Annotated in this window: 19 protein-coding genes; 6 read left to right on the forward strand and 13 right to left on the reverse strand. The window is 70.7% G+C overall.

Features of this window, described 5'->3' with window-relative positions; all coding sequences use genetic code 11:
* Positions 1-19 precede the first annotated feature (19 nt).
* Positions 20-484 (reverse strand): cupin domain-containing protein, encoded by a 465-nt coding sequence (locus LO772_RS20710; protein ID WP_231773516.1) that lies wholly within the window; start codon positions 482-484, stop codon positions 20-22.
* A gap of 286 nt (positions 485-770) precedes the next feature.
* Here LO772_RS20710 and LO772_RS20715 point away from each other — a divergent pair, with 286 nt between their 5' ends.
* Positions 771-2,222, forward strand: a complete 1,452-nt coding sequence (locus tag LO772_RS20715; RefSeq protein WP_231773517.1) for a recombinase family protein — start codon at positions 771-773, stop codon at positions 2,220-2,222.
* Positions 2,223-2,224: 2 nt separating this feature from the next.
* Here the strand turns inward: LO772_RS20715 and LO772_RS20720 are convergent, their stop codons facing one another.
* The 7 genes from LO772_RS20720 to LO772_RS20750 form a co-directional block, all read right to left on the reverse strand.
* Positions 2,225-2,404: a hypothetical protein gene (locus tag LO772_RS20720; protein WP_231773518.1), complete on the reverse strand. Its 180-nt coding sequence runs from the start codon at positions 2,402-2,404 to the stop codon at positions 2,225-2,227.
* Positions 2,401-3,879 (reverse strand): replication initiator, encoded by a 1,479-nt coding sequence (locus tag LO772_RS20725; protein WP_231773519.1) that lies wholly within the window; start codon positions 3,877-3,879, stop codon positions 2,401-2,403. Before LO772_RS20725 ends, LO772_RS20720 begins: the two co-directional genes overlap by 4 nt.
* 405 nt (positions 3,880-4,284) lie before the next feature.
* Complete coding sequence (locus LO772_RS20730; RefSeq protein ID WP_231773520.1) at positions 4,285-4,503, reverse strand: hypothetical protein; 219 nt, start codon at positions 4,501-4,503, stop codon at positions 4,285-4,287.
* Positions 4,496-5,545 carry an FtsK/SpoIIIE domain-containing protein gene (locus LO772_RS20735; protein WP_231773521.1) on the reverse strand — a complete coding sequence of 350 codons (1,050 nt, stop codon included), beginning with the start codon at positions 5,543-5,545 and terminating at the stop codon, positions 4,496-4,498. Before LO772_RS20735 ends, LO772_RS20730 begins: the two co-directional genes overlap by 8 nt.
* 281 nt (positions 5,546-5,826) lie before the next feature.
* Positions 5,827-6,039, reverse strand: a complete 213-nt coding sequence (locus LO772_RS20740; protein WP_231773522.1) for a hypothetical protein — start codon at positions 6,037-6,039, stop codon at positions 5,827-5,829.
* Positions 6,026-6,229, reverse strand: coding sequence for a hypothetical protein (locus LO772_RS20745; protein WP_231773523.1), 204 nt, complete (start codon positions 6,227-6,229; stop codon positions 6,026-6,028). Before LO772_RS20745 ends, LO772_RS20740 begins: the two co-directional genes overlap by 14 nt.
* Positions 6,230-6,282: 53 nt before the next feature.
* Positions 6,283-6,645: an SCO3933 family regulatory protein gene (locus LO772_RS20750; RefSeq protein WP_231773524.1), complete on the reverse strand. Its 363-nt coding sequence runs from the start codon at positions 6,643-6,645 to the stop codon at positions 6,283-6,285.
* A gap of 205 nt (positions 6,646-6,850) precedes the next feature.
* Between LO772_RS20750 and LO772_RS20755 the strand changes: the two genes are divergently transcribed.
* On the forward strand, positions 6,851-7,627 hold the full coding sequence (locus tag LO772_RS20755; protein WP_231773525.1) for a GntR family transcriptional regulator: 777 nt from the start codon (positions 6,851-6,853) through the stop codon (positions 7,625-7,627).
* A 1,524-nt stretch (positions 7,628-9,151) separates the two neighbouring features.
* Here LO772_RS20755 and LO772_RS20760 read toward each other — a convergent pair.
* Positions 9,152-9,508: a hypothetical protein gene (locus LO772_RS20760; protein ID WP_231773526.1), complete on the reverse strand. Its 357-nt coding sequence runs from the start codon at positions 9,506-9,508 to the stop codon at positions 9,152-9,154.
* Positions 9,501-9,953: an ATP-binding protein gene (locus LO772_RS20765; protein WP_231773527.1), complete on the reverse strand. Its 453-nt coding sequence runs from the start codon at positions 9,951-9,953 to the stop codon at positions 9,501-9,503. Before LO772_RS20765 ends, LO772_RS20760 begins: the two co-directional genes overlap by 8 nt.
* A 306-nt stretch (positions 9,954-10,259) precedes the next feature.
* Between LO772_RS20765 and LO772_RS20770 the strand changes: the two genes are divergently transcribed.
* On the forward strand, positions 10,260-11,711 hold the full coding sequence (locus LO772_RS20770) for a transcriptional regulator (RefSeq protein ID WP_231773528.1): 1,452 nt from the start codon (positions 10,260-10,262) through the stop codon (positions 11,709-11,711).
* Positions 11,712-11,784: 73 nt separating this feature from the next.
* Here LO772_RS20770 and msrA read toward each other — a convergent pair whose 3' ends face one another.
* Positions 11,785-12,483 (reverse strand): peptide-methionine (S)-S-oxide reductase MsrA, encoded by a 699-nt coding sequence (msrA, locus tag LO772_RS20775; RefSeq protein ID WP_231773529.1) that lies wholly within the window; start codon positions 12,481-12,483, stop codon positions 11,785-11,787.
* A 162-nt stretch (positions 12,484-12,645) separates the two neighbouring features.
* On the opposite strand from msrA, the gene LO772_RS20780 reads away from it, so the two are divergent.
* Entirely contained in the window at positions 12,646-13,845 is a 1,200-nt protein-coding gene (locus LO772_RS20780; RefSeq protein WP_231773530.1) for a cystathionine gamma-synthase, read from the forward strand.
* A gap of 27 nt (positions 13,846-13,872) precedes the next feature.
* On the opposite strand, the gene LO772_RS20785 is transcribed toward LO772_RS20780, so the two are convergent.
* Both LO772_RS20785 and LO772_RS20790 read right to left on the reverse strand, forming a co-directional pair.
* A complete protein-coding gene (locus LO772_RS20785) occupies positions 13,873-14,658 on the reverse strand; it encodes a hypothetical protein (RefSeq protein ID WP_231773531.1) in 786 nt (261 codons plus the stop codon).
* Between the two features lie 74 nt (positions 14,659-14,732).
* Positions 14,733-15,344, reverse strand: coding sequence for a hypothetical protein (locus LO772_RS20790; protein ID WP_231773532.1), 612 nt, complete (start codon positions 15,342-15,344; stop codon positions 14,733-14,735).
* Positions 15,345-15,666: 322 nt separating this feature from the next.
* On the opposite strand from LO772_RS20790, the gene LO772_RS20795 reads away from it, so the two are divergent.
* Both LO772_RS20795 and ilvA read left to right on the forward strand, forming a co-directional pair.
* Positions 15,667-16,239 (forward strand): MarR family winged helix-turn-helix transcriptional regulator, encoded by a 573-nt coding sequence (locus LO772_RS20795; protein ID WP_231773533.1) that lies wholly within the window; start codon positions 15,667-15,669, stop codon positions 16,237-16,239.
* Positions 16,240-16,529: 290 nt separating this feature from the next.
* Complete coding sequence (gene ilvA / locus LO772_RS20800) at positions 16,530-17,825, forward strand: threonine ammonia-lyase (protein ID WP_231773534.1); 1,296 nt, start codon at positions 16,530-16,532, stop codon at positions 17,823-17,825.
* The last annotated feature ends 5 nt before the right edge of the window (positions 17,826-17,830 follow it).

The following is a 17,830-nucleotide window of genomic DNA, read 5'->3' on the forward strand; positions in this document are numbered from 1 at the left end:
CGAAGCGCGGACGCCCGCCTCAGAACGGCGGCGGCCCCAGCACCTCGTACCCGGCCCGGTGCGCCGCCTCCGCGATCCGCGGGTAGTTCTCCTCGGCCGACTCCACGTCGGCGACCTCCGCGGCGAACTCCTCGAAGCCCGCCGGCCGCGACAACCGCAGCAGGACCGCCTCGTCGGAAACGACCCGGAACGCGTGCGGCACGCTGTGCGGGAGGAACGCGAAGGAGCCCGTGACCGCACGCCACCGCTCGTCACCGCAGGCGATGTCGACCTCACCCGCGACGACGTAGAACGACTCGTCCTCGATGTGGTGGACGTGCAGCGGGGTGGCGAACCCGTGTTCGACACGCTGTTCGGACAGCGTCAGCGCCTGGCCGGTCTCCTGCCCGGTCGTCAGCAGCCGCAGCGGCTGCCGCAAGAACGCACGCTCCCCGCCGAGCCCCTGGCCCGGCTCCAGCAGATACGGCCTCACGCCGACAGCCATGGCGCCTCCTCGCTACGCCCCCGCCTCCCCCAGTATCCGCACGCAACCCCCCGACCGCCCACAGCAGCTCCCACCCACGCCAACCCCAACCGGACACGCGGGGTACACCTACGCGGCCGACGAAGGCGCGAAGCGCACCCGTTCACCACCGGACCGGCCGGCGGCACGACGATCCCCGACTCGCCGTCGCCGACCGAAGCACCGCGACCGAAACTCACCCACCGGCCCGACCGAGCCCAACCGGACAAGCCACGCCCGTGCCTACGGGGGTGTACCTATGTGACCCATGGGGATGCGACGAGCAGCTATCTACTGCCGGATCAGCCAGGATCGCGAGGGTGCCGGACTCGGCATCGCTCGCCAGGAAGCAGACTGCCGCGCGCTCTGTGAGCGCCGGGATTGGATCGTTGTCGACGTCTACGCGGACAACGACGTCAGCGCCTACTCGGGCGCGCCGCGCCCGCAGTGGGACCGCATGTTGGCGGACGTCCGCGCGGGAGTCGTCACGGCGATCGCTTGTTGGCATGTGGACCGTCTCACCCGCTCGCCGCGCGAGCTGGAAGACGTGATCGATATTGCGGACCGCCAAGGGGTCGAGCTTGCGACCGTCACCGGTGAAATCGACTTGGCCACGCCGACCGGACGGATGATCGCCCGCATGCTGGGGGCCGCCGCACGGCACGAGGCGGAGCACAAGGCCGAGCGGCAAAAGCGGCAGCGCCGCCAGAGCGCCGAGGCAGGGAAGGTCGCGGGCGGAGGCAGGCGCCCTTTTGGGTATGCGGATGACCGCGTGACGATCATCAAGGAAGAGGCGGAGGTGATTCGCGAGGCCGTAAAGCGCGTGCTTGCAGGCGAGTCCCTGTCGAGCATCAGTCGGGCTCTTAAGGCCCGCGACGTGCGAACCCCGGAGGGCAACCATTGGCAGCCGCGAACGCTTCGGAGGCTACTTGCGTCCGCCCGGATCAGCGGACGGCGTGAGCACAGCCCGCGAAGCGCAGGTGAGACCACGCGCCCGTTGCTCGGCGAAATCGTCGCTGATGCGGTGTGGCCGGGGATCATCAGCGCGGAAGATTCGGACCGCGTGCGCGCTTTGCTGTCGGATCCCGCGCGAGTCAGGAAGTACAACCCTGCTGCCAACGGGCGGAAATACCTCTTGTCCGGGATCCTGCGTTGCGGCAAGCCCCGCGCCGACGGGAAGCCTTGCGGATGCGGCATGGTGGGGCGCCCGCGATCCGGGGTGCCCCGGTACGTGTGCCCGAACATGCCCGGTACCGACGCGTGCGGCGGCACCGCGACGAATGCGGCCAAGACGGACGACCATGTGCGCGACATGCTGATCACGGCATTGGCTTCTCCGGCATTCGCCCGTCGCCTGCGTCGGCAAGACGACGAGACAGCGCAGGTGCAGGCGCAGATGCGCGCCGACGAAGAGCAGTTGGAAGGTTTGGCACAAGATCACGGTGAGGGCCTCATCTCTCGCAAAGAGTGGTTGATTGCCCGAACACCCGTGCAGGCGCGGTTGGAGGCGGGACGGGCCAAGTTGGCACGCGCGACCACGGCGAACGCGCTTGCCGCCTTCATCGGCACCGAGGACGACATGCGAGCCCGTTGGAAGGACATGAACGTCTCGCAGCGACGCGTGATCGTCGCGGCCGTCGTCAAGGCGATAACGGTCAAACCGGCGGATCCTCGGAGGAAGTGGGACCCCGACCGGTTCGATTTCGACTGGATCGCATGACGTCAGCTGGTGAGCCGCGCCACGGTCGATGCCTCGATCGGGCGCGGCTCTATCAGTTCGAAGACTCGGGCGACTCGTTCGATGACCGCGAGATCTTCGATAGTCGGTGGTAGGCCCTGTGCGGCGCGCGAACGTGCTACGCGCTCACGCATCTCATCTGGATCATCCTGCGGCTGGGTCAAACCACACCTCTGCTTGCCGCAGGCACGTACCGTAAAGCACGCAAGACGTCGCGCATACGTGCGAGGTCCTCCGCGATCCCCGCCGCGATCGCTGCTTCGCCGACCGTGTGACCGCTCCCCGCGTAATGCCACGCCGACTCCGTCACCGTGTCGGTGTCCGGAGCCGTCCGCACGCCGTGCGCCGCAGCCCGCCAGTCCCGCCGCGCGGCCCGCAGCGCCTGGTACGTCGTGGAAAACGTTCTGGATTTGGTCAGCACGTGGCCCCGATATCCGTAGGTGTGCGCCCACGCCCGCAGCCGCAGCCCGCCGAGTTCGGGAATGCCGCCGAGGTCCCACGCCGCCCGCATCAGCGCCCGCGCGTGGTCGGTGCCCCGCATCAACGCGATCTCATCGCGGTCGCGTATGCGTGTGTCGCCCGCCCCCGCGTCGCTGCTCGCTTTCGTCGTGTACTTCGCCACGTAGGACGCCACCGCGTCATCCGACACCGCGTCGTCGCCGCCGAGTTCGGCGCGCAGGGGCCGCACCAGGGGCCGCACGTCCAGTTGCGCGCCCCACCGCAGCACCGGCGAGCCGAGCTGGTCAGTCTCCGGTGCGTACACCCGCACGGCCGCAGCGGCGTCCCGGACCAGGTCCGCCACGAGTTCCGCCGTGGCCCAGGTCGGCGGGCTGCTGCCGGGCCCGTCCGGGCCATCGAGCCGGACCACCGCGTGAACGTGCACCGCCCCGCGCGCCTGATACTCCGCAACCTTCCCGAACGCGACGACCAACACATCCCGCAGCCGGGACCGGGCGACCCCGGCCCGGGTGGCGAGGCGCCGCCGCAGCGTGCGTACGAACGTGTCCCACAGCGCCCCGGCGTGCGCATGCCAGAGCACGTGTGCGGCGTAGTCATAGCAGGCGACGCACAGCGGTTGGCCGATGCGCCGGTCGTCGTCGCCGTGCCGGGCGGGGCAGCCGAGCGGCGCCCCGTGTTCGCAGGTGCCCCGGTCACGACGCGGGTGGCAGCGCTCCCCGCCGGACGTGGCCCGGTGCACCGTCCCGAAGGACGGAGCCGTGAGGGTCACGAACAGCCGGGGGGAGTCTCGGACTTCCGCCGGTACGCCCTTGCCGCCGACGAGGCCCGCGCGGATGAGATGGTAAGTGTCGCCCTGATGCTCGTACGAGCACGACGGGCAGACCGAGGCGCGGCGGTTGCGGCATCGCACCGCGAGACGGCCGCCGGGTTCGTGTTCGGTTGAGTAGTGCGCGACGACCGCCCCGGTTGCGGTGTCGCGGATAGTCGTGGATCCGGTCAGGTAGACCGGGTTCGCGCATCCGCCCGTAGCCCTGATCTGTTCCTGCCACCGACCGAAACCGGGGCGGTTGGCGATACGGACGATGTCGCGGTCTGTCGGAGAAAGCGCGTGGAGCCGGGCCGATCGTTCGTGTTCGGCCCGGCTCCACGCGCGGTACTCGGCATCATTGAAGCCGGTCACGGCGGGTGCCTCCAAGGCAACGAGATTCGAGCGTGCGAAGTGCGGTCGGTGCAGGGGCGGTAGGTCATCGGGGCGTCCTTTCGCATCGAATAGCCAGGTCGGAACAGAGCGGAGATGGTCGGGCGGTGTGCCGGCCACGCCCCCGGAAAAGGCACCCGGGGACGAGGCAGGCCCACCTACGTCGTCACGCTGCGGTGCGGGTTGCCCGCGGTTCCCCCGGACACTGCACCGGGGTAACAGCGGGCAACCCTTCACCCTCGTGCGGCACGGCCGCCGGTCAGCGGATCTGTCCGCGTCCCCGGCAGCAGCGGCACCGCCGCACACCACCGGCACGGGTACGCCGCCACGGCCAGCCCCCGCACACCGGGCATCGAACACGCTTCATCGCCATGCCAGTTCTCCCCGTCAGTACGTGTGCGTGAGACCGGTCAGCAGCCACACCGACAGATTCCGAATCAGCGGAGCAGCACCACTCGACGCCAGATAGAACCCGAACAAGCCGCTCACGGTCGCAATCCAGAGCTTGAGCTCACCGGACCGAACCAACAAGACGACCACGAGCCCGAACAGCAGCGTGAACGGCACATCGGCGACGTTCGCCGTCGTTGTCGTCGTCTCATCCACCGCGCTTGCCCCCTTCACTCGGCGGCATCAGAGCCGCGATCAACTCCGGCATGCTCGGCGTCATGTCCGCGTGCCCCGCCGCGATCACCGCCGCGTCACCCGCCGACACATACGCCGCCCGCGCCAGCACCCAGCCGCCGTCCACCACCGTCACCGCCACGCCCGCACGCTCCGGCGTGATCGACAGCGCCGCGTCCACCGCTTCGGGGTGAAGGTCCCCGAGCGCCATGGCCGCCGTCCCCGGATCACTCACCCGATGGCACACCCGGCCGCCGAGCTGAGCCCGCAGCGCGGTGGCCCCCGGCCCGAGGTCAGCCCCGACGCGCTGCCCCGCCACGACCAGGAACACGCCCACGGCCCGGCCGAGTTGCGCCAGCCGCACCAGCGACATCACGGCCGCTTCCGCCTCCTTCTTCTCATCGCGCGACGCGGCGAGAAAGATCTCCGCGACCTCATCGACCAGCACGACCACCGGCACCGGCCGCACATGGTCCGGCAGGTCCCACACCGACCGCGCCCCGTGCACCCGACACGTCGCCATCCGCTCAAGCGCCACATCCACCAGCGCGCCGAGGAGGCGCACCGCCCCCGGCCGGTCCGTCGCCATCCCCGACAAGCGCGGTTCGAACAACGACAGTTCCATCCCGCCCTTCAAGTCGATCCCGACCAGCGCGACCGGACGCGGAGCGAGCCCGCACACCAACGACGCCATCCACGTCGATTTCCCGGACTGCGTGGCCCCGACGACCAGGTGATGCGGCACCACGCGGAAATCGAGTTCCCACGACGCGCCGTCTTCCAGACGCCCCAGCTTCACCCGCATCAGCGCGTCCGGATCAGCGGCATCGGTCTTGTCCGCCGCAGGGTCGTCCCGCTCGACGGACGCCAGCGGATCTATCGCGAGGCACGTCAGCAGCACCCGGCCCCGCTCGGGGGAGGACACCCGCACCGCGTGCATCCGCCACGCATGCGCGATCGCTTCCGCGCACGCCGCCACCATGTCCGGGGTCTGGCCCGGATGCAGCGTCAGCCGCACCGTCATCCCCACATCCGTGCGGCGCGGCATCCCGCGACGCGGCGGGTACAACCGCACCGCCCGACCCCGCACCAACAGGCCGCCCAGGACGCCGACTTGCGGACCCCGGGCAACGGCCAGGTCGCAGCGCTCGGCCAGCCGACGCCACGTCAGCATCACGCGAACGACCGCGTGCGGGTAGCCGACGAACCGCCACCACAGCGTTTCCTGACGCCCCTTCACCAGCGGAGCGCCGTACCACACGGCCGCGACCACCAGCACCACGGCCCACGACACGAGCATCTGCGTCATCCGTGCTCACCCCCGCACATCGGGCCGAACGCCAGCCCGGCCGCGTTCTCCGCCGCGTGGCCGACGTGCACCAGGTGCCGCGCGTCCCAATCCGACGCGAGGCGATCCCGGTACCACGCCAGCAACTCCAGTTCCGCCAACAGCCGCGCCCGGGGGCACGAAGCCCCCAGGTCACAGCTGTACGCGTCGGTGTGCTCAGGACCCGCCATCACTGATCACCCCCAACGCCGCGTCATGGGCACCGCCCGCTCCGGGAGTGCGCAGGATCAGCGCGCACACCGACACGTCCAGCGCCACATCCGCGACCGTCGCCACCGCGCCCGGCCGCCACAGCCCGAAGCGCGGCACCGCAGACAGACGCTGCTGATACCGGCCCAGGATCCGCAGGCCGAGGAGCACCCGGCACACCTCACACGCCGAGTCGAAACCCGGCCCGTGGCCGCCCCCGGTCATCAGCCGACACCGCCGCTCTTGCCGCCGCTCTTCGGTGCGACCGCCGACGCCGACGCCGACGCGATCGATTCGGCCCGGAAAGCGATCCCGTTCCGGCCGCCCTGCGACCACGGCACCGCCACCAGGCCCACCACCGCGACCGGCGAACCTTCCTCGATCCCCGAGGGTTCGCCCGGAACCGAGATCTCGATCACCGACGCGCGCCGGGAGTCGGCCTGACGCACCGACACCCCGACCGTCCACATCGCGATGCCGTCACGGCCCCGCTTGATCTCTCCCGTCTCGAAGTTCGTTCGCACTTCCGGCTCGACCACGCACCGCAGCGTGCCGAGCCGGGACACATCCACAGGGATGCTCTGCATGTCTTGGCCTCCCAGCCATAGCGAGCCGCCCCCTTATAGGGACGTAACTCGTCATGACGAGTTCTAGCCTCTAGTGGCCCGGGAGCGCAAACACTTATCATGACGAGTGACGTCAGCGAGACGTACTGAGACAGACGCGAGACACATACGGAACGGCAGCCCGGGATTCCTACGCCGCCGGGCATACACGAGGAGGGTCCCGACGATGGCCTTGCAGCGCCCCGAGAACTTGTGGACGCAGGTTGCCGACGACATCCGCGCGCGGATCGGCACCAGCGAGTACCCCCCAGGGACCAAGCTGCCGTCCGAGGCCGCCATGATCGCCGAGTACGGGGTGTCACGGCCCGTCGTGCGCCAGGCCATCGCGGCACTACGCGCCGAGGGCATCGTCAAGGTCGAGCACGGGCGCGGCGCCTACGTCCGCGAACAGGCCACGCCGACCGGCGGACTCGACCGACGCGTCACCCGCACCGGAACCGGCGCCACGGCCCGCCACCACATCCCCGACGCCATGACCGCCGCCGAGGAGCCGAGCCGCTACCGCACCACCACCGACGCCACCACCGGCCCGCTACTGGGGGTGGGGGAGGGGGAAGCCGCGTTCGGCGCCGACCGTCTGATGGTCCATCAGGACAGCGGCGCGCGGGTGCTGCACCGCACCGTGATCCCGTTCGCCACCGCCGACGGGACCGCCCTCGAAAGCGACCCGCACCGGCCGCCCGCCGAGATCTACGACGCGTTGACCGCCGCAGGGCACCGCCTCACGTGGACCGAGCACGTCAGCGCCCGCATGCCCACGCCCGACGAGGCCACCGCGCTCCGCCTTGCCGCAGGCGTACCGGTGCTGATCATCCGACGCGTGACCCACAGCGACACCGCCGGGCCGCTCCTCTACGAGGAGACCCGCGCCGCCGCCGACGTCCTCCACGCCGACTACCAGCTCACGGCCGAGACCACCAAGCGCACCCGCAGCGGAGTCTGACGCACCGTCACCCGCGCAGCAGCCGGGACCGTGGCCGAACTCTTATTTACTTGCTCAAGGGCGCCGCTTCGCGGCGCCGGGCGCCGTGCCGCCCGACCGGGCTGCGGCCTTCGGCCGGTCCCGGTCGACGGCAGCGCCCCACCCTCCAGCCGCGCCGACCAACGACAGTTCGCCCGCCGTGCACACGGCCGGACGCGATCCGAGGCGATGCGCGGGGGGAACGTCGCAGCTGTCGCTGCGAGGCGCCGGGGGGCGCCGCGCGACCTGTGGCCGCGACCGGGGCGCGCTTGTCCCAGCGTGGTGCCGCAGCCGCTCACCCACGACGCCGGCCTGCGGCCCCGTACGACGCGCCCATGTGGTGGCGCTGCGCTGCCCAGCGCGCGGAACCCACGGCATGCCACCCGGTCCCCGGCATGCCGTGGACCGGGTCTCGTGCTGACGTCCCGTAGGCCCCTGGCGCCGTCACCGCCGCCGCGCGACCCTCACCCGGCCGAGGACGCAGACGCGCCGCGCGGCATGGGGGAGATCGGAGGAGTGTCCGGGGGCGGTGCCGACATCGGATCCCCCGGACGCACCACACCCGGAGACGCCACACACCGCGATCACACCGACCCCGGAGCCCCCAAGGATCAAGATCATTTACGCCGACCGCGGAACGCCCCCGAGATCATCCGCCCCGGCCAACCCCACCGCGCCCCCTGCACGACCAGACCCGCCAACCGACGCGCCGCCCGCGACGTCGCCCGCACCCGCACCGACGCCGACCCATCCGCCCCCGATACCGCCACCGCCCGCACATCCGCCCCCAACCCCGCCGCCGCGAACGCCTCGTTCAGTCGGTCCGCCGAACGCTTCGCCTCACGCCACGCACTCACGTAATCCACCCCCGGCACCCACAGCGCGGCAGCCGGATCCCAACCCCCGCCTTCCCCGGGTTCCCCGAACTCCCCCGCCATACCTTCCATTTCGGACCAGCACCTTCCCGAACTCGTGACCCCGTGATCGACGCCGGAGGCCCCGGGCACGACGAACACCCCGGTACCATCGGCACCGGGGTAACGCGCCTACCAGGGCACTCCCCACCGGACCGCCCCTGTCTTCTCAGGGACCAAGGGGCGGTCCGGCAAGCTCGTCTCAGGAACACACAGAGGCAGCAGCGGCCCGACCGGGCGGAGCCGGGCCGCTGCTACCGGTCACGAGATCCAGGGGCATGGACCGTGACCATCGGCGCCCACCCCAGACGGAGGACCCAGGGCATACCGGCGCCGTGTCGTGCCGCCCACCCCGACGCTGGAGCAAGGGCAGGCGACACGGGCTCTTAACGGAGCGGCTTTCTGTCCTCCACCACGCGCACATGCCACCCACGGCACCGACGACACGGATACGGCACGATCTTCACCGACGAATCCCGCGCCCGCGCCATCGTCTGACGCGCGTACTCCTTCGCTGCGTTGTTCAGCGCGAACACCCGCAACCCCGTCGGACACGTGCGCTTCGACGCCAGACGCACCGGACCACGCGGAGTCATACCGCCACCTCCCCACCCGGCAGGTCGCAACTCGCCACGCAAATCCACCGCGTCTCCATCACGCCCACCCCCGGACGATCCGCCGGAAACGAGGAGGCGACCAATTGCCAACGGGGCCGATACGCCCCGCACCGTTCACACAACGCGCACCCGTCCTCATCGCTCGACACGAGCGGGCCGATCTCCACACCGAGCATCGCCACCATCCGCTCAGCTATCGCCCGATGCTCGGCCACCCTCAGCGGCACGGACACCCAACCACCCGAACCGTCCGGCACGCGCAACACGGAGGCGTACCCCGGCAGTTCGCACGGGGCGATCACATGCGCCATGTCTTCTGTTACGTCACCCACGCCCCATCCCCTCTCGTACAGGCTCCGCTCCGAACCGGTGACGCACGTCACGACGACGCAGGTCAAACCACGCCCGCACGGTCTTCCCGCCGATCGGATGCGCCCACCAGTCCAAGCCGTCCGCCAACACCGACACCAGCCACAACCCGCGCCCGCAATTTGACTCCGTGTCAGGAACCGCCGCACCCAGGTCCGGCATACGAGGCGTCCCCGGATCGCCGTCATCCACTTCGAGGGTCAGCCACCCGCCCGCGAACAACGCCACCCGCAACGTGACCCGGCACGACGTGCACACCACGTCGACAGGCCAGTTCGGATGAACAATCGCGTTGCCCACCAACTCCGACGCACACAACCGCACATCGTCGGCAAGGACCGACAAACCCCAATCGGCCAACGCCGCCGACGCGAGATCCCGAGCACACCCCGCCGCCGAGGTGTCCACCGACCAAGACGCCGAACGCAGCGCCAACGGCCCGGAGTCCACTCCCGCAGCCCGACGCGACGCCGCCGCCCAAGTCCCCGCCCCGAGCGCATCCGGAGGTCCCGAGGCAGGCACCCACGCCGCCGCAGTCTCCGTCAACACCCACCGCAGGTAGGGCCGTTCCGTCGATGTACCGGTCATGCACCGAGGATTTCGGCGTCACCACCCGGCACGTATGCCCATGATGGGCATAACCATGAGGGGTAGACTCGCGACCGACGGTGATCATCTTCAAACGACGAGGCGCGATCAGGGGGACGCCGACTCATGGACGACTACCTCTCACCGGCAGCCTTACCGCCGCACGTGCTTGATCGCGACGACATGCGAACCGCCTTACGCGTTCGCGACTTTGGCGCCGTGTTCGCTTTGGCCAAGAAGTGGGGCGGCATCAGCTTCCAGAAGATTGCCGATGCCTGCGACATCAAAGCCCAACGCGTCGGCGAACTGGCCAGAGGACAGGGCGAAGTCACCAGCCTCAGCAAGGTTGAGCAGATCACCGACGCGATGCGCATTCCAGGCGAGATGGTTGGTCTCGCTCCGCGCCCGTGGGAGCGCTCAAGCAAACCGACCGTCGTCACAGGAACGGTCATCCCCGCGCAGCAAACGACCGAAGAAGCCCGTCCGCAGGCTGAGATCGGACTTTCATACGCACGTTCGCTCACAGATACCCTGGCGACAGTAGCCAGCCTGGGGAGTAGCGACGTGCACCGACGATCATTCCTCACCAACGCCACATTCGCCGTGGCCGCTTTGGCATCACCGAGTAGGGATTGGCTGTTGGCCAGCCTCGACCAGTTCGACGCGGACAAGCCGCGCCGCGTAGGCCCCGAGCAGATCGACGTCATGCGCGAAGCGTTCGGCACCTTCCAAGAGATGGACGTCATCGGAGGGGGAGGCGACACCGCGCGCCGGCTTGTGGCCCAGTACCTCACCGAACACGTGATGCCGCTCGTCGAGCAGCCACAGGCGCCGACCGTGCAGCAGTCGTTGTACGAAGTCGCCAGCGAGCAGACATATTTGGCCGGATGGATGGCCTTCGACTCCGGCCGCCACGGACTTGCCGAGCGCTACCTGATTCAGTCCCTCAGGCTTGCTCAAGCATCGGGAAACCGCATGCTCGGAGCCCACGTACTCGCTGGACTCAGCGACCAGGCAACCCAGTTGGGATATCCGGAAGAAGGCTTGAACCTTGCGCGCGCGGGACAGCACGGCCTACGCGGAGTTCACGCCCCCGCCGCACTCACCGACCTTTACGTCTTGGAAGCCCGCGCACACGCTGTACTCGGCGACGTCATGGCCGCCGTACGCGCCATCGGCAACGCCGAGCAGACGTACGACACGATCAACCACGACAACGAACCCGAGTGGGCGCGCTTCATCGATACCGCCTACGTGACCGGCGAGATTGCCGCGAGCCTGCGTGACATGAACGACGCGGGCAACGCGGAACGGTTCGCCCGCGAATCGATCGCCGCCGCACAGCAACAGAAACGCAACCGCCGAGCCTCACTCAGCCAAGCCGTTCTAGCCGCCAGCCACGTACAACGCGGCGAGTTGGAGGCGGCGACGAGCGCCGCACACCGAGCACTCGATCTCTCGGACGGAATCCCGTCAATCCGCGTAACCGCCGCCATGGAGGGTCTACAGGGGCGCCTGAGCGGCTACGAGGACCAACCCGAAGTCCAAGCCCTAATGTCACGGTTCCGGGCTGTCTGAGCCTGTACGCGTACGCCCCCTCCCGGATCGTGAGGGGGCGTAGTCCGTACCGGGCCACGGTCAGAGGGCCTGATCACCCGTCGGTCGGGGTGAGCCCGACCGGGCAGGAGCCCCACGCGTCGGGACCAGGGTCACTTAGGTTGACGCCCGTGCCGCCGATCCCGCAGTAGCCGTTGGGGTTTTTGTCCAGGTATTGCTGGTGGTAGGGCTCGGCGAAGTGGAAGGTGGGGGCGGGGAGGATTTCGGTGGTGATGGCGTTGTGGAGGGCCTTGGTGAGGACGTGTTGGTAGGCGTCCCGGGAGGCCTTCGCGGTGGTTTCCTGGGCGGGGGAGTGGGTGTAGACGGCGGAGCGGTACTGGGTGCCGACGTCGTTGCCCTGGCGGTAGCCCTGGGTGGGGTCGTGGGCCTCCCAGAAGACCTTGAGCAGGGTTTCGTACGAGACCTGTGCGGGGTCGAAGACGACGCGGACGACCTCGGTGTGGCCGGTCCGGCCGCTGCAGACCTCTTCGTAGGTCGGGTTCGGGGTGGTGCCGCCCTGGTAGCCGACCGCGGTGGTCCACACCCCCGGGGTCTGCCAGAACTTGCGTTCGGCACCCCAGAAACAGCCGAGGCCGAAGTCGGCGACCTCGAGGTGGGCGGGGTACGGCCCGTCCAAGGGGTTGCCGAGGACGGTGTGGCTTGCCGGGACGGAGAACGGGCGTTCCGGACGGCCTTTCAGGGCCTCGTCCGGGCCGGGCATGCGCGGATTGAACGTGGCGCGGTTGAAGAGCACGGTCTCCTCCGTCGTCGGATGGTCGGTGTCGAGACGTCGGTACGGTAGGCGCAACAATCGCGGCGCCGCCCGGATTCCGCCGCTGTCCGCTCCGCGTCGACTTCCCCGCGGACGCGCGCGCGATGGACGGGACGGCCGCTTCCAGGCGCTAGCGTTGCGCGCATGAGCGCAGCGCAATCCGCCCCCGGCGGCACCCCGCAGGACGCCCCGCGCGACGACATCGCGCACGGTTTCGAGACGCGTGCGATCCACGCCGGCCAGGAGCCCGACCCCCACACCGGCGCGGTCGTCCCCCCGATCTACCAGGTCTCCACCTACAAGCAGGACGGCGTCGGCGGTCTGCGCGGCGGCTACGAGTACAGCCGTTCCGGGAACCCGACGCGCACCGCGCTGGAGGAGTGCCTCGCCTCGCTGGAGGCGGGCGCGCGCGGGCTGGCGTTCGCGTCCGGGCTCGCCGCGGAGGACTGCCTGCTGCGTACGGTCTGCGTGCCCGGCGACCACGTGGTGATCCCGGACGACGCGTACGGCGGCACCTTCCGCCTCTTCGCCAACGTGTCCGAGCGGTGGGGCCTCGGCTGGACCCCGGCGGCGTCCGGCGACGCGGAGGCCGTGCGCGCGGCGGTCGTGCCGGGCAGGACCAAGGTCATCTGGTGCGAGACGCCCAGCAACCCGCTGCTCGGGGTCGCCGACATCGCGGTGCTCGCGGACATCGCCCACGACGCGGGCGCGCTGCTGGTGGTCGACAACACGTTCGCGTCGCCGTACCTCCAGCAGCCGCTGAGCCTGGGGGCCGACGTGGTCGTGCACTCGACCACGAAGTACATGGGCGGTCACTCGGACGTCGTCGGCGGGGCGCTCGTCGCGGCCGACGCCGGGCTCGGCGAGAAGCTGGCCTACCACCAGAACGCGATGGGCGCGGTGGCCGGGCCGTTCGACGCGTGGCTGACGCTGCGCGGCATCCGCACCCTCGGCGTGCGCATGGACCGGCACTGCGCGAACGCCGAGCGCGTCGTCGGGCTGTTGCGGGGCCACTCGGGCGTGTCCGAGGTGCTGTACCCGGGGCTGCCCGGGCACCCGGGCCACGACGTCGCGGTGAAGCAGATGAAGGCGTACGGCGGGATGGTGTCGTTCCGGGTGGCCGGCGGCGAGTCCGAGGCCGTCGAGGTCTGCGGCCGGACCCGGTTGTTCACCCTCGCCGAGTCGCTGGGCGGCGTCGAGTCGCTGATCGAGCACCCGGGGCGCATGACCCACGCGTCGGCGGCGGGCTCGGCCCTCGAGGTGCCCGGCGACCTGGTGCGGCTGTCGGTCGGCATCGAGACGGCCGACGACCTGCTCGCCGACCTGGAGCAGGCGCTGCGCTGATCAAGCAGCGCGCGCGGTGGGCCGGGGTCAGTTGTCGAGGAGCGCGCAGTCGTGGCAGCTCGCGAAGTGCGCGCCGTCGGCGTTCGTGACGGTGATGTCGACCTGCCCGCCGCGCGTGTAGCCCCAGAAGAACACCACGCCCAGCAGCCCCGCGGGCCGGTCCAGGACCATGGCGTTCGAGCTGTCCAGGTCGGACATGGTCGCCTCGTAGCCGAGGCGCGGCCACGCCTGGCCGACCACGACGACCACGACGAGTGAGTGGTCGGGCGGCGCGTAGCGGCCCGGTTTGAGGACGGTGACGTCGATCCGGCCGGGTTCGGGGAGGAAGCGGCAGGTCTCGGCTCCGATGACGTCGCCTTCCGGGGTGATGTCGCCGACGCACCAACCCTGGTACTGCACCCACGCCTTGCCGTCGACGCCGACCGGTGCGAGGGGGATGGGCGGGGTGGTGACGCGGGGCAGCGGGGTGTCGGGGACCGGGGGCGGTGGCGGCCCGGACGTCGTCCGCGAGGGCGCCGCGGCGAGCGCGACGGTGGCGAACAACCCCGCCGCGACGGCGAATACGGCCGCGGCCCGCGCTATTCGCATCCGCAGGGCCCGGCGGCGGGCTCGGCGCGAGACTCCGGGGGATCGCGGGCGTACGGGCCAGTCGCCGAGGCCGGGGACGGCGGCCGCGGGCGGGGCGGGCTCGGGCCCGGCTCCGGGGTGCGGCCCCGGCGGCGCGGCGGCGGTACGCGGTGTCCCGGCGGCCGGAATCGCGGACGCGGCCGATGTCATCGGAGCGGCCGGCGGTGGCCCAACCGTGCTGTCCATCGGCTCTCCCCGGACCGGACCGCTTGGCGTACCAAGCGCACTGACGCCTGTCGGGTGCGGCTGCGGAACGCCGTTCACCGTTTGTGCGTTGCCCTGCCCAGCAGCCGCAAAACACCCGAACCGAGCGATACGGGAGGAGACGCGCGGGTCGGGTCGCCCCGGGACGCTCCCGCGACCGCCCGCTCGGCGTCCGCCGCCGCGGACCACGTCACCGTCTCCGCCCCGGAGCGCAGCACGCGCGCCGCGCGGTCGGACGCCGCCAGGACGGCGTCTTCCGAGACGCCCAGCGCGTCGGCGGTGTCGAAGGCGTCCAGGCGCGCGTACGACCGCAGCACCGTCGCCGCGCGTTCGAGCCGGGTGAGCCGGTCCAGGCTCCGCAGGACCTCGGCCCGCGCGGCGTCCGGATCGGTGTCCGCGTCGATCGGCCGTCCCGTACGCGGCGGTTGCGGTTTCCACGGCAGGGGCCGCCACCGGTCCAGATAGCCGGACAGCAGCGCACGGTGGGCGATCCGGGTCGGGTCAAGTTCGGTCGCCTGACGCCATTTCAGGTACGTCCGGGCCAGTGCGCGGTCGACGCGGCGGTCGGCCCGCGCCGGGTCGCCGGTCAGCAAATCGGCGGTCTGCAGGAGACGGTCGCCCACGTCGCGGACGAAAGCGTCGAACTCGTGTTGCGTGCGGCGGCCCACGACACCTCCAGGCGGGTGTGTCAGTCTTCGTCCTTTTTCTCCGGGGGGAAACGAAGAGAGTCCCTGACCGGAATATCACGAGGAGGCATGGATCTGGACCGTTTTCCATGGATTTCCGCTCGTCGACGGGATCACGGCTGATCCAAGCGGTTCCGTCCGGTCCTACGATCCCTGACGGACTTACCGGTTTCACAGGCTCTTGGCACGGTTCTTTCGCGCCTCATCCGCGATGGTGGAGAACGCACAACGATGCGTCGCGGCGGCACGGCCGTCGTGGCCCTATCCTTCAGCCCACCATCGACCCGAAGACGAGTGAGTCCCCATGACATCGGACCAGGCGCACCCCGACGCGGTGTACGACCGCCTGCAACACCAGGTCGCGTTGTTCGCGCGGCGCGCGGAACAGACGCGCCTGGCGGCCGTCGGCGGACTGCGCTACACCATGGACCGCGCCGCGTACCTTCTTCTCGGGCGGCTGGAGACCGGCGGGCCGATGGGGGTCAAGGCACTCGCCCAGGCGATGTCGATCGACTCGTCCACGGTGACGCGGCAGGTCACACCGCTGGTCGAGCAGGGGTATGTCGACCGGGTGCCGAATCCCGACGACGGTCGCGCGGTCCTGCTGCGTCTTTCCGAAATGGGGCGCGACCGCCTGCACCAAGTCCGCAGCGCACGCGTCGAGTTGATGGCGGAGATGGTCGGCGACTGGAGTGCGGACGACCGCGAGCGGTTCGCCGACCTGCTGGCCCGGTTCAACAAGGCGATGGTCCGGCGCCAGGAGGCCCGCCTCGCCGCACACCCGCCGAACACCTCCTCGGCCGCGGAACCGGCCGAGCCCGTCGAGCCGGGCGAGCCGGTCGAGCCCGTGGAACGCCGGGTCCCCGGGGGCGAGTGACACCGCCGCGGCACCCGTTCGGCCGTGCCGGACGCGGCCGAACGGGGATGCCGCGACGCGCCGGGCGGGGGAGGTCCCCGCACCCGGCCCGCCCTCGGCCCCGACCCCGGTCGGTCCCGGTCGACCCCGGGCGCGCCGCCCGCCGGTCGCGGGGACGTCGGGTGGCAGATGTGCACAGGCGGCATGCGCATCTCGCGCCGCGTACCACGAATCGCCGCGCGCCGCGGCCTTGCCTGCGTCCGTCGGCCTTCCTCCCGGGCGCGCCCGGACGCCGGTGACACACTGAGGACATGAGCTCGCTCTCTCCTAAACCGGACTCTTCTCGTCAGTCACTGTCAAAAACCGACAAACCCAGTGAAGGCACCAGGCCGGTTTCCCTGGACGACATCCGTGTCGCCCGCAAACTCCTCGACGGCGTCGCCCGGACCACCCCCCTGGAAGGCTGCCGCGCCCTGACCGAGCGCATCGGCGGCCCCGTCTACCTCAAGTGCGAGAACCTGCAGCGCACCGGCTCGTTCAAGATCCGGGGCGCGTACGTGCGCATCGCCGGGCTCTCCGAGGACGAACGAGCCCGGGGCGTCGTCGCGGCCAGTGCCGGCAACCACGCGCAGGGTGTGGCGCTCGCGGCCCGGCTGCTCGGCGTCGGGTCGACGGTGTTCATGCCGGTGGGCGCGCCGCTGCCGAAGATCGCCGCGACCCGGGGCTACGGCGCCGAGGTGCTGCTGGAGGGCAGCACGGTCGAAGACTGCCTGGTGGCGGCGAGGGCGTACGCGGAGAAGACCGGCGCCGTCTTCATCCACCCCTTCGACCACCCCGACATCGTCGCGGGCCAGGGGACGGTGGGGCTGGAGATCCTCGAACAGTGCCCGGAAGTCCGGACGATCCTGGTCGGCACGGGCGGCGGCGGCCTGCTCGCCGGGATCGCCACCGCGGTCAAGTCGCTGCGTCCCGACGTGAAGGTCATCGGCGTGCAGGCCGCGTCCGCCGCCGCCTACCCGCCCTCGCTGGCCGCCGGCGAGCCGGTCGCGCTGCCGTCGGTGACGACGATGGCCGACGGCATCGCGGTCGGCCGCCCCGGCGATGTGCCGTTCTCGCTGATCAGCGAACTCGCGGACGGGGTGCGGACGGTCGGCGAGGAGTCGCTGTCGCAGGCGCTGCTGCTGTGCATGGAGCGTGCGAAATTGGTGGTGGAGCCGGCGGGCGCGGCGTCGGTGGCGGCCCTGCTGGAGGCCGGCGGTTCACAGTCGTATGTCACCATCGAGCCGCCCGTGGTGGCGGTGCTGTCCGGCGGCAACGTCGACCCGCTGCTCATGCTGCGCGTGTTGCGGCACGGACTGGCGGCGTCCGGCCGCTACCTGTCGTTGCGCGTGCGCATCCCCGACCGGCCGGGCGCGCTGGCCACGTTGCTGGGCGAGTTGGCGAGCACCGACGCCAATGTCGGCAACGTGACCCACGTGCGCACGGACGCCTCCCTGCAACTCGGCGAGGTCGAGGTGGAACTCCAACTGGAGACCAAGGGCGTCGAGCACTGCCACGAGGTGATGGCGGCCATGACGGTCGCGGGTTACCCCGTCTCCGAGGCGTGACCGAG

The organism is Yinghuangia sp. ASG 101 (genome assembly GCF_021165735.1).
In the GTDB taxonomy this organism is placed as follows: domain Bacteria; phylum Actinomycetota; class Actinomycetes; order Streptomycetales; family Streptomycetaceae; genus Yinghuangia.

Bases quoted from the DNA above. Each gene is read 5' to 3' on its own strand.
- LO772_RS20710 (WP_231773516.1), bottom strand. From the start codon at position 484: ATGGCTGTCGGCGTGAGGCCGTATCTGCTGGAGCCGGGCCAGGGGCTC.
- LO772_RS20715 (WP_231773517.1), top strand. From the start codon at position 771: ATGGGGATGCGACGAGCAGCTATCTACTGCCGGATCAGCCAGGATCGC.
- LO772_RS20735 (WP_231773521.1), bottom strand. From the start codon at position 5,545: ATGACGGTGCGGCTGACGCTGCATCCGGGCCAGACCCCGGACATGGTG.
- LO772_RS20740 (WP_231773522.1), bottom strand. From the start codon at position 6,039: ATGGCGGGTCCTGAGCACACCGACGCGTACAGCTGTGACCTGGGGGCT.
- LO772_RS20750 (WP_231773524.1), bottom strand. From the start codon at position 6,645: ATGCAGAGCATCCCTGTGGATGTGTCCCGGCTCGGCACGCTGCGGTGC.
- LO772_RS20755 (WP_231773525.1), top strand. From the start codon at position 6,851: ATGGCCTTGCAGCGCCCCGAGAACTTGTGGACGCAGGTTGCCGACGAC.
- LO772_RS20770 (WP_231773528.1), top strand. From the start codon at position 10,260: ATGGACGACTACCTCTCACCGGCAGCCTTACCGCCGCACGTGCTTGAT.
- LO772_RS20780 (WP_231773530.1), top strand. From the start codon at position 12,646: ATGAGCGCAGCGCAATCCGCCCCCGGCGGCACCCCGCAGGACGCCCCG.
- LO772_RS20785 (WP_231773531.1), bottom strand. From the start codon at position 14,658: ATGGACAGCACGGTTGGGCCACCGCCGGCCGCTCCGATGACATCGGCC.
- LO772_RS20795 (WP_231773533.1), top strand. From the start codon at position 15,667: ATGACATCGGACCAGGCGCACCCCGACGCGGTGTACGACCGCCTGCAA.
- ilvA (WP_231773534.1), top strand. From the start codon at position 16,530: ATGAGCTCGCTCTCTCCTAAACCGGACTCTTCTCGTCAGTCACTGTCA.